The organism is Mucilaginibacter litoreus (genome assembly GCF_042676805.1).
Classification (GTDB): domain Bacteria; phylum Bacteroidota; class Bacteroidia; order Sphingobacteriales; family Sphingobacteriaceae; genus Mucilaginibacter; species Mucilaginibacter litoreus.
This window is the reverse complement of the sequence record NZ_JBHTHZ010000002.1, coordinates 399,688-415,005: the sequence shown is the minus strand read 5'-3', so window position 1 is coordinate 415,005 and position 15,318 is coordinate 399,688. Positions and strand designations below refer to the sequence as shown.

At 42.4% G+C, this 15,318-nt stretch carries 11 protein-coding genes and 1 tRNA gene; 7 read left to right on the top strand and 5 right to left on the bottom strand.

Features of this window, described 5'->3' with window-relative positions; all coding sequences use genetic code 11:
• Positions 1–2: 2 nt before the first annotated feature.
• Positions 3–6,698 (bottom strand): amino acid adenylation domain-containing protein, encoded by a 6,696-nt coding sequence (locus ACFQZX_RS05255; RefSeq protein WP_377112181.1) that lies wholly within the window; start codon positions 6,696–6,698, stop codon positions 3–5.
• Between the two features lie 226 nt (positions 6,699–6,924).
• Positions 6,925–7,266 carry a hypothetical protein gene (locus tag ACFQZX_RS05250; RefSeq protein ID WP_377112179.1) on the bottom strand — a complete coding sequence of 114 codons (342 nt, stop codon included), beginning with the start codon at positions 7,264–7,266 and terminating at the stop codon, positions 6,925–6,927.
• Between the two features lie 116 nt (positions 7,267–7,382).
• Between ACFQZX_RS05250 and ACFQZX_RS05245 the strand changes: the two genes are divergently transcribed.
• The 4 genes from ACFQZX_RS05245 (at position 7,383) to ACFQZX_RS05230 (ending at position 10,411) form a co-directional block, all read left to right on the top strand.
• Complete coding sequence (locus ACFQZX_RS05245) at positions 7,383–7,985, top strand: TetR/AcrR family transcriptional regulator (protein ID WP_377112177.1); 603 nt, start codon at positions 7,383–7,385, stop codon at positions 7,983–7,985.
• A gap of 15 nt (positions 7,986–8,000) precedes the next feature.
• A complete protein-coding gene (locus tag ACFQZX_RS05240; RefSeq protein WP_377112175.1) occupies positions 8,001–9,158 on the top strand; it encodes an FAD-dependent oxidoreductase in 1,158 nt (385 codons plus the stop codon).
• A gap of 85 nt (positions 9,159–9,243) precedes the next feature.
• The gene (locus ACFQZX_RS05235; RefSeq protein WP_377112173.1) at positions 9,244–9,714 is read left to right on the top strand and encodes a DoxX family protein; all 471 of its coding nucleotides are present in this window, start codon (positions 9,244–9,246) and stop codon (positions 9,712–9,714) included.
• 139 nt (positions 9,715–9,853) lie between these two features.
• Positions 9,854–10,411: a PAS domain S-box protein gene (locus ACFQZX_RS05230; RefSeq protein WP_377112171.1), complete on the top strand. Its 558-nt coding sequence runs from the start codon at positions 9,854–9,856 to the stop codon at positions 10,409–10,411.
• A 220-nt stretch (positions 10,412–10,631) separates the two neighbouring features.
• Here ACFQZX_RS05230 and ACFQZX_RS05225 read toward each other — a convergent pair.
• A tRNA-Arg gene (locus ACFQZX_RS05225) sits at positions 10,632–10,705 on the bottom strand.
• Between the two features lie 69 nt (positions 10,706–10,774).
• On the bottom strand, positions 10,775–11,188 hold the full coding sequence (locus tag ACFQZX_RS05220; protein ID WP_377112168.1) for a BLUF domain-containing protein: 414 nt from the start codon (positions 11,186–11,188) through the stop codon (positions 10,775–10,777).
• A gap of 455 nt (positions 11,189–11,643) precedes the next feature.
• Here ACFQZX_RS05220 and ACFQZX_RS05215 point away from each other — a divergent pair, with 455 nt between their 5' ends.
• The gene (locus ACFQZX_RS05215; RefSeq protein ID WP_377112166.1) at positions 11,644–12,504 is read left to right on the top strand and encodes an N-acetylglucosamine kinase; all 861 of its coding nucleotides are present in this window, start codon (positions 11,644–11,646) and stop codon (positions 12,502–12,504) included.
• A 143-nt stretch (positions 12,505–12,647) separates the two neighbouring features.
• Here the strand turns inward: ACFQZX_RS05215 and ACFQZX_RS05210 are convergent, their stop codons facing one another.
• Positions 12,648–13,340: an NUDIX hydrolase gene (locus ACFQZX_RS05210; RefSeq protein WP_377112163.1), complete on the bottom strand. Its 693-nt coding sequence runs from the start codon at positions 13,338–13,340 to the stop codon at positions 12,648–12,650.
• Between the two features lie 136 nt (positions 13,341–13,476).
• Between ACFQZX_RS05210 and pfkA the strand changes: the two genes are divergently transcribed.
• Complete coding sequence (pfkA, locus tag ACFQZX_RS05205; RefSeq protein WP_377112161.1) at positions 13,477–14,463, top strand: 6-phosphofructokinase; 987 nt, start codon at positions 13,477–13,479, stop codon at positions 14,461–14,463.
• Positions 14,464–15,312: a hypothetical protein gene (locus ACFQZX_RS05200; RefSeq protein WP_377112158.1), complete on the top strand. Its 849-nt coding sequence runs from the start codon at positions 14,464–14,466 to the stop codon at positions 15,310–15,312. It abuts the gene before it with no gap.
• Positions 15,313–15,318: the final 6 nt, after the last annotated feature.

Sequence of the window (15,318 nt, the reverse complement as noted above, 5' to 3'; positions counted from 1 at the left end):
GCTTAATTGTTATTTATGTTATACTGCAAATATTTACCTGGTTTAGTTTCATCTGCTACAAACCAGGCCGGGTTTCCTTCTTTATCCCTGCCCAGTTTAGCACCTTCAACAGGTGGTTTGTTTATTGATTCGATACTTACTTTTCCGTTTCCTGCTGCATGCGATGTGGCTTCAACCGCCGATTTAAAAAAACCGGCATCTACCATTTCCTGTATGCTTTCGGTGAACTTTTCAATCATAAAGTCAACGTCCTGTTCGGTGTGCGCATCAGTCATGAAGCATGGAAAACCATCCAGAATATGTATACCTTTTAAACGCATCAATGTAAATAATAATTCGCTATATGGTATATCTTCTAAAAGCTTAACGCGCCATAATGAGCCATATCCAACGGTAGATACCGGAATATTTAAGCTGCGGCAAGCCGCTTCCATACCATCCCTTAACCGGCTTGCCAGCGCCGTTAATTTTTCCTGTAAGGCCGGGCCGCGCTCTTTCATGTATTCCAATGATGCCTTAGCAGCGGCTAATGCCAGCGGATGGCGTACAAAAGTGCCCGCAAAGTAAGTTACTCCCACTTCTGGTACTGAGTCGTCGCCATATTGCCAATAGCCGCCATCAAGTGCATCCATATATTCGTTTTTGCCGCAGATTGCTCCAACCGGCATACCTCCGCCTATCACCTTGCCATAAGTGCCCAAATCGGCTTTAATACCAAACAATGCCTGCGTACCCCCGGGATGAAAACGGAAGCCGCTTATCACCTCGTCAAAAACCAGGCATATTTGCTGTGCAGCTGTTAAGGCGCGCAATTTTTGTAAAAACTCTATGGGCTGGAATTCAGGCCTGCGGCTTTGTACTGGCTCAACCAAAACAGCGGCTATCTCGTTTGCACGTTCCTTAATGATGCGCAAAGCCTCATCGGTACCGTAATCCAGTATCAGCATATTTTGTACATTTTCGGCCAGTATGCCTGATGCCGCCGGGAATGTCTTTAATTTTTTTGTCCCACGAACAATAACCTCATCCATAATACCATGGTACGAGCCGCTAAATGCTACGATCAACGGCCTGCCAGTTACCGTACGGGCGATACGCATAGCGCCTAAGACAGCCTCTGACCCTGTATTGCAAAGCGCTGCACGGGCGTGCCCGGTAAATTCACACATCAGTTTGCAAACCTCGCCGGCAAGTTCGTGCTGAGGGCCGATCTCATACCCCAAATCAATCTGCTCATGAATAGCTTTTTTAAGTACATCCGGCTGATAACCCAGCATGTTTGAGCCAAAACCATTCAGGGCATCTATGTATTCATTTCCATCTACGTCCCAAAGGCGGTTACCTTTTGACCGGTTTATCACTATGGGATATACCAACTCTTTGGTCAATGGGCGGAAACCGCTTACCACACGCGGATCGGCCATGTAAGAGCGGTGCTGTTGCGTTTGCTCTTTGCTTTTGCGTGTTTTCTCATTATAACGTTTGATCAGTTCAGCAAGCCAGTCCATTTGTTTATTATCAAGCTCCTGCACTTTACGCTCAATACGCGCTGTTGCTCCGAACGGCTTTTTGATTTCTACCATTTCTTCGGCGGTAACGTCAGGCTCCTGATCCAGTAGCGGTGGCGCTACCGGCTCGCCTTTAAGCTCGCTTTTTATGGGTGGTGGTGGTGGTATACTCACAGTTGTCATTTTCACCTCGCCACCCTGCAACTGCGCGATCTGACTGGTGAGCAACTGCAATTGCTGACTGATCATACTCAGCGCAACTTCACTGCCATTGCCGTCCCTTAGCAGCACGGGGTTATAAGCTCTCGGGACAGGCAAAGCATCGGCCGGTATACGTGCAGCTTGCTTTTGCGTTATTACAGACTCCGGCTCAAACTGACCGGCGGGTAAGTTTTTGTCCAGATAATCTGCAAGCAGGTTAATGGAGTTATAATCTTCAAACAACTTTCTGAAGGTGATATTAACGTTAAACGTCTTTTTCAGATTGGTAGCAATCTGCGTTAGCAGCAGCGAGTCGAACCCTATTTCAGGAAAACTTACATCTGCTGATGTCTTGTCTATTTCAATTCCTGCCGCATCTTCAAAAATCTCCTGAAGTTTTCCGGCCAGAAAATCTTTCCTTATTATCATATTTTGTGCTCTGTTAATTTCTTGGATCGCTTCGGGCGTATCCGGTACAATGTCTGCCGGCTGGTAATTTACCGTTCCGGCAGGATTATCTGATATAGGGTCAACCCAATATATTTTATGGTCAAAGGCATAGGATGGCAACCTTAAGCGCTTACGCTGGCCTATGTAAAATTCGTTCCAGTCTGGCTCTAAGCCGTTTAACCAAAGCTGCCCCAAGGCTTTCAATACCGATTGATATTCGGGTTGCCCGTTAGTACTGTCAATACCAGCAATGGTTATTACATTTCCTGCAACACCTTGTTGCGCAGCCAGAGTAGCCAGTGTGCGGCCCGGGCCAACTTCTAAGAAAATTCTTCCTTTATCTTCTGCAAGCTTATTTACCGCATCTGCAAAGCGTACGGTTTTGCGTAAATGATTTGCCCAATATGAAGGGTCGCAAGCCTCGGCTTCGGTAAGCCAATCGCCGGTAACGGTAGACATAACCGGTTTTACAATTGGGTTAAGTTTTATCGAACGTACTACCGTTTCAAACGGATCAACAATCTCATCCATCATCGCCGAGTGAAACGCATGGCTGGTTTGCAGCATACGGCCCGGGATGCCCGTTTCTTCTAACTGTTTAGCAAAGCCGGCCACAGCTTCTTTTGTACCAGCCACTACCGATAGTTTATTGCTGTTAATGGCGGCTACAGAAATATCAGCCGGCAATATTGCGGTCAATTCACTTTCGGGCATACGTACCGATAACATATCGCCTTCGGCAACCTGGCTAACCAAGCGGGCACGCTCGGTTATTAATTTTAAAGCATCCTTCAGACTGAATACGCCTGCCAAATGCGCCGCAACAAATTCGCCTATGCTATGGCCGGTAAATATTGTTGGCTCTATACACCAGCTCATCCATAGCCTTGCCATAGCATAAGAGGTAATAAAAATTGCAGGTTGTGTATAAAATGTATTTTTTAACTGTTCTTCAGCCTCCGGCGATCTATCGGCATAAATAATATCGAGTATGTTTTCATGCGCAGTACCCCTTAACAGCTCGACACACTGGTTAACCGCATCGGTAAATACGGGCTCATGGTTATACAAGTCGCGGCCCATGTTCAAATACTGCGCACCCTGCCCCGGAAACATAAACACTACTTCGGAGGCATCCTCGTTCAGCACCTTTGAATTGGTAACATCGCGCTTGTAATTGATCAGCTTTTGCAGCAGGTCTTCCTTATCGGCTGCTATGATAAAATTCCTTTCCCTGAAACTGATACGGGTAGTATGCAGGCTGTAGGCAATATCTGCCAGTTGCGCCCCGGGGTTTTCCTGAATATAATGATACAGCCTGTCTGCAAATTTTGAGGCGCTTGTAGCTGTTTTGGCCGACCAACTGATCAGCTGCATCGGCCGGCTGTCTGGCGTTGTTTCCACCTCGTTATCATACTCCTCTAAAATAGCATGTACGTTGGTACCGCCTACCCCAAAAGAGCTTACACCTGCAATACGTTTACCGTCTGTAACCCAGTCGCGCAACTTGGTATTTACAAAGAAGGGACTATCCTTAAAGTCGATATTAGGGTTAGGCTTGTTAAAAAACAACGATGCCGGTATCTTTTTATGGAATAAGGCAAGGGTGGTTTTAATGAATCCCGCCACGCCTGCTGCAGCTACTAAGTGCCCCATATTACTTTTTATGGAACCTATGGCGCAATACTGGTTTCGCTCCTGCTTGCCAAAGGCAAGGTTAAGGCCTTCAATCTCTATAGGGTCACCAAGGGCAGTTGCTGTACCATGGGCCTCAACGTAAGATATCTTTGCCGGATCAACACCTGCATCGGCTATGGCCATGGCAATAGCGCCCGCCTGCCCTGCCGCGCTTGGCGCAGTGAAGCTGCCTTTGCCGCCGCCATCATTATTTACACCTATACCTTTTAAAACGGCAAAAATGCGGTCGCCGTCCCGTTCGGCTTCTGCCAAACTTTTTAATACGACTATGCCGGCACCATCGCTAAATACGGTACCATCGCTTTCCGCATCAAAAGAACGGCAATGCCCGTCGGCACTCAGCATGGTACCCTGCTGGTAAAGGTGGCCACTATTTATAGGCGAGCTGATGGAAGCCCCGCCTGCAAGGGCCACGTTACATTGCCCGTTACGTATGCTATCTGCAGCCTGGGCGATGGCCATCAGCGAGGTTGAGCAAGCGGTATGTACGCTTACCGCCGGCCCCGTTAAATTTAACTCATAAGCTGTGCGTGTGGCTACATAATCTTTTTCATTGACGGTAGATACCAGAAACCGGCCTACGTTCTCAACCTTATCATGGTTGGTTATGATATTATTAGTATAATAAGTATTGTTGCCTACACCCGCAAACACACCTACCGGCCCATTATATTTATCCGGCAGATGCCCGCTGGTTTCGAGCGCTTCCCATGCCAGCTCCAGAAATACGCGTTGCTGCGGGTCCATCAATTCGGCAACCTTTGGATTTATGCCAAAAAACGCCGCATCAAAGCTTTTGGCATTTTCAACTATCCCTCTTGCTTTAACATAATTTGGCGCTGTGCGTAAGTCAAAAGGTATGCTTGGGTCTATTTCTTCATCGGTAAAGAAAGATGTGGTTTCGCGCCCATCAGTCAGCAACTTCCACAGATCATAAATATTATTGGCACCGGGCATACGCACCGCCATGCCTATTACAGCTATATCGTTATTGCTTTTATCACGTTTAGATTTTACGGCATTAACCTTAGCAATGGTTTTGTTTCCGTCGATATAAGAGGCTATTCCGTTTACCGTAGGGTATTGATACAACTTGGTTATCGGTAGTGTATAATTATATTGCTTTTTAAGCGCCGAAACTGTTTTAAGCGCAAGAATGGAATTACCGCCCAGTTCAAAAAAATTATCGTAAACGCCAACCTTGTCAACTTGCAAAAGTTCGGTCCAATAGTCGGAAATCCGCTTTTCGGTTTGGTTGGATGGCGCTTTGTACAGCACAGAAAGGTCGGGCCGCTGCATATCCGGCGCCGGCAAATTATTTCGGTCAATCTTGCCGCTGGTGGTTTCGGCAAAGCCATCTACCCACACAAATGCAGAAGGCATCATGTAATCGGGTAGCTTCTGCTCGATATTTTCCCTTATGAATGATAGTTCTTTCTTTTCGCCTGAAGCCACCAGATAAGCCACCAAGCGCTTTTGCCCCGGCACATCTTCACGCGCTGCTACAACAGATTGCTGTATGCCGTCCAGTTGGTTTAAAAGTACTTCTATTTCCCCTATTTCTACCCGGTTACCACGTATTTTAACCTGCGTATCTTTACGGCCAAGGTATTCGATATTGCCACCGGGCAGGTATAAGCCTAAGTCACCGGTGCGGTAAACTTTTTGGGTATTGCCGTTGGCATCGGTATAGCTAACAAACTTTTCAGCAGTAAGGTCGGGCCGGTTCAGGTAGCCTTCGGCCAGGCTGATGCCACTAATGCAAAGTTCGCCCTGCTCACCATCAGGTACCTCTTGCAGGTCGTTATTCAAGATAACAATATCTACATTGGCAATGGGCTTACCAATATCAGGTAGCAGGGGCCAAACATCGGGCGAACCAGTTAATTTTAACGCGGTGCTGCAAACGCTGGCTTCGGTTGGCCCATACATATTGTAAAAAATACAGCCGGTCAATGCTTTAAAGAACCGGGCTATCTGCGGGGTGATCTTCAATTGCTCACCCGCGCTTATCACATCTTTTAACGATTGCGGAAAATACTGCTCTGCATCGGCTGCTTCTGTTAAATACTGCAGCGCAACAAACGTTATAATTAAACGATTGATCTGCTGTTTATCAATATATTTTAATAAGCGCAATGGATCTATCCTTATCTCGTCTTCAACCAGTACTAATGTACCGCCGGTGCACAAGGTGCAGAATATCTCCATTACCGAGGCATCAAATATCAGCGGCGAAAATTGTAGTGTACGATGACCAACGCCCAGATAAGGAGTTATTTGGCTATTCCATTTGATAAGGTTAACCGGCCCCTCATGACCTACGCAAACACCTTTGGGCTTGCCTGTTGAGCCTGAGGTGTAAATAATATATGCTATCCTGGTTTTAAGAACTTCAGCCGGCGGATTGTTAACAGGAACCGGCCCGTCGTTAACAATTACATTCTTGACAATACCGGTAAAAACCTCTGTGTCCTTATCAGGTGCAAGGCAGGTATCCATACCGCTATCTGCAATGATGTCCTGTAACCTTTCGGCCGGAAAACCGGGATCCAGTGGCAGATAGGCCTTTCCGGCTTTCAATACTGCAAATAAACTGATAATGGTTGCAATGGAGCGGGTAGCGCTTATGCCGATCACTAAACCCTGCGGGGATGTATTAGCTATGACCCTTGCGAGTTCATTTGCACGCGCATCCATCTGGGCATAGGTAATCTTCTCATCGCCAAATTGTACGGCTGTAATATGAGGGTGTTTTTTTGCCTGTTGTTCAAATAACTGATGGATCAATACTTCACCACCCTGATCTTCGTAATATTTATTTTTAGTAAGTATACTCATTAAGTTTATAACAGGTGTTACCTTAACAGTCTCTGTTTAAATCGTGTCGGTTTAAATCGGGTTTAAGATAAAAAATTCAAAAATTAATGAATAGCTTAACTACTATTATTTTTCACAAAATTTTCATTTAAATTAAGGTTTAATAACTATGCGATAATATAATTATTAATTAACGGCATACATTTAAGGTAATAAAAATGAAGTGCAATGTTTCACTTTTATATTATTATTTAACCTCAATTTGATTAGGCTGAGCAGCCACAATTTCAGGTCGGTTTTTATGCATTTGGTAAACGCCGGTAACACATATAGTCTTCCCCTTCAGATTCGCCCAGTCCAGCGTTATTTTGTTGCCTTTTACGGCAATAGTATATTTTTGGTTCGGATAATTTCCGCCCATATTGATCAGTGTTAATGTATCACTGAATATCTTTACAGAGTAAGCTACATCGCAAAGTGTCTTTGTTTTCCCGAGGTTCGCATTAAATTCTTCTGCATTGTAGGTTTGCGCATATGTTTTTGCAGCGAAAACCGCCATGAGTATCAATATCGCATATAGTTTTTTCATCTTGCTAAATTATATATAGTTAACTACAAACTACAGCCGGTTATGTTGGTTTGCCAAAACTCTTAAAAGGTGTAAAATATTAAAATATTATAAGTATACAATCGTTTACTTATAATATGAGAACTAATAACCCTATAAAGGAACAGGCGATAAAGGACATTACCCTGCAAATAATTGCAGCAGAAGGTTTGGAAAACCTGAGCATGCAAAAACTGGCCAAAGCGGCCAACATCTCTCCGCGCACCATCTACCTAAAATATAAAGACAAAGATGATCTGCTGGTAAAACTCTATGTTGATGAGGTGATAGGTACCTATCAAAAAGTTTTACTTGAAGGCCTTACTGATACCATGCCTTTTGACGAAGGTATTAAAAGGTTATGGCAAAACACTTTCAATCATTTAAAAGACAACCGCCCGGCATTTGCGCTGATGCAGTATGGCAAATCTTCACCACTGTTAAATAAAGCCTTTCAGGACAGGGGCATAAAGCAGGAGGATCACTTTAAGGTTTTCCTAAGTTTTTTACAGTATCATATTGATAAAAAAACCATAATAAATCTGCATATAGATGTTTACCTGGCACTGCTCTTTGCACCATTGCATGAGTTGGTAAAAGAATATTTTGATTATGCAGACCGTTCGCAACAGATCATCACGCCTGCAATAGTTACCCAATGCTGCGAGGCCGTGATAAAAGGAGTATTGATCAAAAACTAAAAATAAACGCATAAAATGAAAGCGATTAAGAATAAAACCATAGCCATAGTTGGCGGAGGCCCGGGCGGCCTTACCCTTGCCAGGCTGCTGCAAATGCGTGGTGCTGATGTAAAAGTATATGAACGTGATAGTAACCGAAAGGTACGTGTGCAAGGCGCTACCCTGGATCTGCACCACGACTCGGGTTTGCTGGCCTTAGAAAACGCAGGACTTATGGATGCTTTTAAAGCCAATTACCGCCCCGGGGCTGATGTAATGTGCATTACAGATAAGTATGCAAATGTTTTACTGAAAGAATATGCAGGCAGCGAAGGCGAAGCCTTCCGTCCTGAGATTGACCGCGGGCCGCTTAGAGATATCCTGCTTGATTCATTGCAGGATAATACCGTGGTTTGGGGCAGCCAATTTCTCAACATGGTGCAAACCGGTAATGGATGGGAACTTAGCTTTAAGAACGGAACTACTGCTACGGCTGATATGGTAATAGCCGCCGATGGCGCCAACTCCAGGATACGGCCTTATATCACATCCATTAAACCATTTTATACCGGCTACTGTGCCATAGAAGGCGCTGTTTACAACTCAGCTACCGCTATACCCAAAATACATAAAATTTTAAACGGCGGTAAAATATTTGCCCTTAGCGATGCCCGTACGCTGATAGTTGCCTCTAAGGGTGATGGAAGTGCCGTATTTTACTGCGGTTTTAAGGCCGAAGAAAAATGGGCGGCAACAAGTGGTATAAATTTTACTAACAACGTTGAGGTAAAGGCTTGGTTTGCAAATGAGTTTGGCGGCTGGACTGCATGGCACGAACTGTTTGAGCAAGCTGAACCAAAGTTTATTGTTCGCCCGCAATACTGCATGCCGCCCGACCAAACCTGGAAAAGCCAGGCTAACCTCACCATGTTGGGCGACGCTGCCCACCTGATGCCACCCTACGCCGGTGAAGGTGTGAACATGGCCATGCTTGATGCCCTTGAACTGGCAAACTGCCTAACCGACCCACAATTCGCAGATACACAAACGGCGATTGAACATTTCGAAATACACATGCGTGAACGTGCCCGCGAAACAGCCCAAATGACCTTACAACAAACAGACCTGATGCATTCTGACAATGGCCTGGATAGTATGCTCAACTTTTTTGGCGGCACTTTAAATGTACAATAAAAAGAGAAATGGTATTTTGAAATTACCAGAATTTTATGCGTAACTTTATGAAAACCAATTACAAACACTTAAAAAGGAGGTTATTATGAACATGGTTCGCAGGATTGAACACTGGGGCGATCTACATCATCCCAGGTGGCTGGACTTTATTCGTATTTTTTTAGGGCTGGTAATTCTTGCAAAGGGCGTAATTTTCATCAGCAGTACAAATGTACAGCAGGATTGGATATTTCAAAAAAGCGTTTTTGGTTTTTCCGGACTTATGGCGGTGGTGGTTATACATATTGTAGCTTTTGCCCATGTTGTAGGCGGACTAATGATTATAATGGGCCTGCTTACACGTATGGTAGTAGTTATACAAATGCCTATATTACTTGGCGCGATTTTTTTTGTGAACGCCACCCGTGGCCTTACTTATCTTAACACTGAACTTTGGCTGTCTGTCGTGGTTTTTTTATTACTGGTGCTTATTTGGATAGCAGGATCAGGGTCGTTCTCGGCAGATAACTGGATACGCCGCACCAACGATCATCAGCATAATAATATAAATCATTAACACTTACTTACCGTATCAAAGCCTTTTAGCCCAAACTAAAAGGCTTTGTAAATTTTATCCAGGCATCATTCATTTATTCAGTTTCCTAAGATTAGCATTAAATAGGCTGATAATTTACTGAAAAAATTATATTAGCAACATGAGGTTAGGGCCATTAAAGATTGCAGGACTTTATATCATTGCAGGGATACTATGGATAACGCTAAGCGATAAGTTGTTACAAGTGCTGCAAACTCGGTTTGATTTAAGTACGGTATTGTTTATTGGTAGTATCAAGGGAATAGTATATGTACTTTTAACCGGGATTTTGTTATACTACCTGATACGCTTGCACACCAGCCGGCTTACCGAAAGTGAAGAACGTTACCGAAGTTACTTTGAGGATTATCCATACCCTATGTGGATAATTGATTTACGTACGATGGCATTTTTGGCAGTAAATGAAGCAGCAATTGCCCAGTATGGATACAGCCGTGATGAATTTCTGCACATGAATGTTTTAGACATTTGTCCGCCTGCAGATGTCAATGCCGTTTATACTGCATTTCGTGAGCTAAAGCCTGGCATTAATAACAATGTTTCATGGCATCATCGCCAAAAAGATGGCACAGTGGTAAACGTAAATGTAACCTCACACCTCATAAAAACCAGAAAAGGCGGCCATCTGATGGCAATGGCAAAAGAAGTTGATATATAATTACTATTAATTAATAAAGCCTCTCTAAATGATATATAAAGAGAGGCGCCTGTACATGTTAATAAACGCAGATCTTTGTCATGCAACTTACAGGGGCAAAAGGGCAATGAATTAGTTCGCAAGTTGCACCACTCCCGGCAGGGCAATCATTGTCAACTTCGCACTGGTTTGGGCAAGTGCAAAAAAAGCCTCCTAACTTAATATTAGAAGGCTTATCAAGTGATTCCGTTTGGATTCGAACCAAAGACCTACTGCTTAGAAGGCAGTTGCTCTATCCAGCTGAGCTACGGAACCATCGCGAAAATTTCGCGGTGCAAATATGCAAAATCAGGTTGGATTAGGCAATAGTTAAGTATTAAACAATTATTGCATGTTATTGCTTTCAAAAAAAGATCGTATAAGCAATAACTGAGAACATTCTTCATCTTTAGGAATCTTGATATTAGCAGGATCCATATAAGCTTCAATCTTCGAAAATTCTTCTACAGATACAGTTTTAAATGCCATCGCCCAATCCGGAAAAACCCTTTCGTCTGTTTCACCCTCAAGCATTTTTATAATGCAATTATGGCGCGCATCTTTTTCAATAATTTCAAAAAGCTGCATTACATTTTCTTGTTTACCCTCAATAACCTGCATAAATACGCCCTGGCTATAAAGCAGCAACCCTGTAATTTCTTTGAGCTTATTGCTTTTGCGGCTTTGTAATAATAAATCCTTTAATTCGCTATCGGCAAAAAATTTAGTAGCAGCGCTTATGTATACAATGTAATGCATTATAATAGAAAAGATAACAAACCAAGGGCGCCAAAAATATATATTGCAGTAGCTAAACTACAAATTACCTTAACCCGCCTGGTTGTATTAACTTCAGATGATATTTATAAATGTGCAAAATTGGTTATTAATACTAACATTATTTACACATTAACTGTTATTCAAATATAATTATTATAAAAAACAGTATGCATAAATAATTATTAAAATAATACATATAATTGCAAGTGTTAAAGTAATACGTTAATCTCTTACCGGATATATGTGGACTTTATAACGGTAATAAACTTGCTTGGTTTTTTTGTTTATTCTTTTTTAAGAATAAGTAAGCTTATGAAAAGCCACAGACAGAAGTTTTATATATTGATAATCAACAAATTATACTTTAAAACAAATTAGTGTTTTTTTTACAATAAGTTAATCATACTTTTAAGCCAATTTTAAAAACTTATTTTATGATCATAATTGCTGACGGTGGCTCAACCAAAACCAATTGGTGCTTAGTTACCGAAGAAGGTAAAAAGGTGTATTTTAACACCGAAGGTTACAACCCTTATTTTTCAGGCACCGAATACATCATTCAATCATTAAGTGAAAGCCTGCCTACCGATCTTGAAAAGGAAAACATCACCGAAGTGAATTATTACGGTGCAGGTTGTTCTACCCCAGAAATGCGAAAGATCGTGGAAAATGCCATGCAGGCGGTTTTTACAAAATCAAAAATTTATATTGGGCATGATCTGCTTGCGGCAGCACGAGCATTACTTGGTAACAACGAAGGTTTTGCAGCTATTTTAGGCACAGGCACAAACACCTGCCTGTACGATGGTAGAGACATTACTCATAACATTGATTCTGGTGCTTACATCCTTGGCGATGAAGGAAGCGGTTGTTACATTGGCAAAAAGTTATTGACAGATTATCTGCGCGGTTACATGCCTGAAGCTGTACGTAAAATATTCTGGGAAGAATTTAAACTTACGCCAGATGATATTAATGAAATAGTTTATACACAACCACGCGCCAATCGCTTTTGCGCAAGCTTTAGCAAATTTGTTTATGATAACAACGTAAACATTGAATACTCGCGCAACCTGGTGCGTACATCATTTGAAGATTTCTTTAAAAATCTGGTTACTCATTATCCAAATTACCAAAAATATACATTTAACTGTATCGGCTCGGTAGGCTACAATTTCCGTAACGTGCTGGAAGAAGTAGTAGTTGAAAACGGGATGACCGTTGGCAGCATAATCCGCTCGCCTATAGATAACCTGGTTAAATATCACCTGGAATTAGCTACAAGCCAGTTATAATAAAGCTTAAAGCGCAATTGCAATAAAACAAAAGCCTGAATGATAGTATCATTCAGGCTTTTGTTTTATTTATTAAAGTTTTATATTCAGCTAACTTATAGTTTAGTGTTTAGCCTTACACTTTAACCTTTCAGCTCGAAAATCTAATCCAGGTTCAGTTCGTTTTGAAATATTTTACTGTATTTGCGGCGATCAAATTTATACAGCTTTGCGGCGCGATAAGATACCCCCTTTTGCTTCTCATCAAGTTCTTTTAAAAACCCGTAACTCAACATCTTTTTTCTGAAATTACGCTTGTCCAGCTTTTTATTGAGCACAGCCTCGTAAAGAGATTGCAATTGTGTCAGCGTGAATTTTTCAGGGAGTAACTCAAAGGCAATTGGCTGATAGTTTAATCTGCGGCGGATCTTGTTGAAACCGGTCTGAAATATCTCGCTATGGTCAAAGGCAAGCTTAGGCAAATCATTAACAGGATGCCAGAAAGCGCTTTTAGCATATTGCGTTACCGGTTTTAACTCTTTTTGCCCGTTGATACGGATAAGCGCATAATAAGCCACCGTGATAACCCTTCCCTGCGGGTGGCGGTTTACTTCGCCAAAGGTATGAAACTGCTGCATGTGCAGGTCGCGCAGGCCGGTAAGTTCGTACAATATACGTTCGGCAGCGTCATCAATACTTTCATCCTGTTCAACAATATAACCTGGCAGAGCAAGCCAATCTTTATACGGCTCTTCGTTACGCTCAATAAGCAGTATCTTTAATTCTCCCGCCTCAAATCCAAAAATCACACAGTCGATAGAAAAAACTGAGTTAAATGTAGGTAACTTTACTTCCAAGGTCAGATGTATTTAGGTTAGCTGGTTTAATATTCCTTAAATATAAATCTTAAATTTAATTGTAAAAATAAAAAATAAATTTAATGGTGTAATTTTGACACAGTATATTCGCACCTACAAATTTACTTGTGTAAAGATGCAGAAACTTTCAAAGATAGCAGTTCTTACATCAGGTGGCGACGCCCCGGGCATGAATCCTTGTATAAGGGCTGTAGTACGTACCGCAATTTATAATGGCCTGCAGGTGGCAGGCATCCGTCAGGGTTACCAGGGGCTTATCGATAACAACTTGTATGAAATGAATACAAGATCGGTAAGCAACATTTTAAACCTGGGCGGCACTATATTAAAAACGGCCCGCTGTATTCCTTTCCGTACCGATGAAGGTATGGAAACCGCTTATCAAAACCTAAAAGCAAATGGCATTGAAGGTTTGGTAGTTATTGGCGGCGATGGAACATTTACAGGTGCGCTTCGCTTTTCAAAAAAATATCCTGATATAAAAGTTATAGGCGTTCCGGGTACTATTGATAATGACCTTTACGGCTCTACATATACACTTGGTTTCGATACGGCAACCAACACAGTAATAGAGGCGATAGATAAAATTCGGGATACTGCCGACGCGCATGACCGGCTTTTCTTTATAGAAGTAATGGGCCGCGACTCGGGCGCTATTGCCTTGCGTGCAGGTATCTCCTGCGGGGCTGAAGCCATTTTACTTCCTGAGCGTGATACCGTAATCGGCAATCTGATTGAAAATCTGAAAAAGGGCCAGTACAATAAAAAATCTTCAAGCATTGTAATTGTTGCAGAGGGCGATAAAAGCGGAGGCGCGTATGACCTGGCCGAGGCTGTAAGGCAGCAAATTAAGTTTTACGATATAAAAGTTACTATATTAGGCCACCTGCAACGCGGAGGCAGCCCCTCTGCTTTCGACAGGATATTGGGTAGTCGCCTTGGTTTTGCTGCTGTAAATGCCCTTATAAATGGTGAAACTCAAAAGATGGTAGGTTTGGAAGCCAACCATATCAAACTGACCGACCTTGAAGAAGCCTTAACCCAACATCAGTTTAAGCTGGAGGACGATCTGATGCAGATGGCTGATGTTTTATCGATATAAATGATTGCAGTTGTATATAGTGGATCAAACAATGCCGGCTGGCGATTAGCGTATAAAGGGCGAACAATTGCATCATTTAATACTAATGCCATTAACCCTTATTTTAATGATCAGAAACATATTATACAACTTTTCAACAAAAATATTAACCTTATACATCACGCTGAAGAAATAAAGCGTATTCATTTTTTTGGCGCGGGTTCATCAACGCCCGAGCTCAGGCAAATTGTTTATGATGCTTTTACAGCCTTTTTTAAGTTTGCAAAAGTTACAGTAGGGCATGATATTGAAGGGGCGGCAATTGCCTGCTGCCGTAATGCACCGGGCATAATAAGCATTTGCGGAAGTGGAAGCAATGCAGCCTGGTATGATGGAAAAAAAGTGAAACCAAACAATTACGGTTTGGGTTATATATTGGCAGATGAGGGCTCGGGCAATTGGCTGGGCAGGCAACTAATTAAACGGTTTATGAACGAAACATTACCGGCAAATATCAAGCAAAAATTCATTCAGCGTTATGATGCCGACCGTAAAACACTGCTTGAGAAAGTTTATCGCCAAAAACAGCCGGCTTTGTTTTTAAGTTCTTTCAGCGATTTTTTCCTGGAAAACAAACAGGACCCTTACATACGTAACATTGTTACAACCGGCTTTGATAAACTGCTGGACACTTATGTAGTACCCTTGCAAAGAGAACACCCGGAGGCATCTGTACATTTTGCCGGCTCTGTTGCGTTTAACTTTCAGGATTATTTGCGTGAAGCCGCAGAAAAGAATGGCATTATTATAAATGATATTATTAAAGAACCTATCAACCATTTATTGACATATTATTCAAATAAAAATTAGAAAATC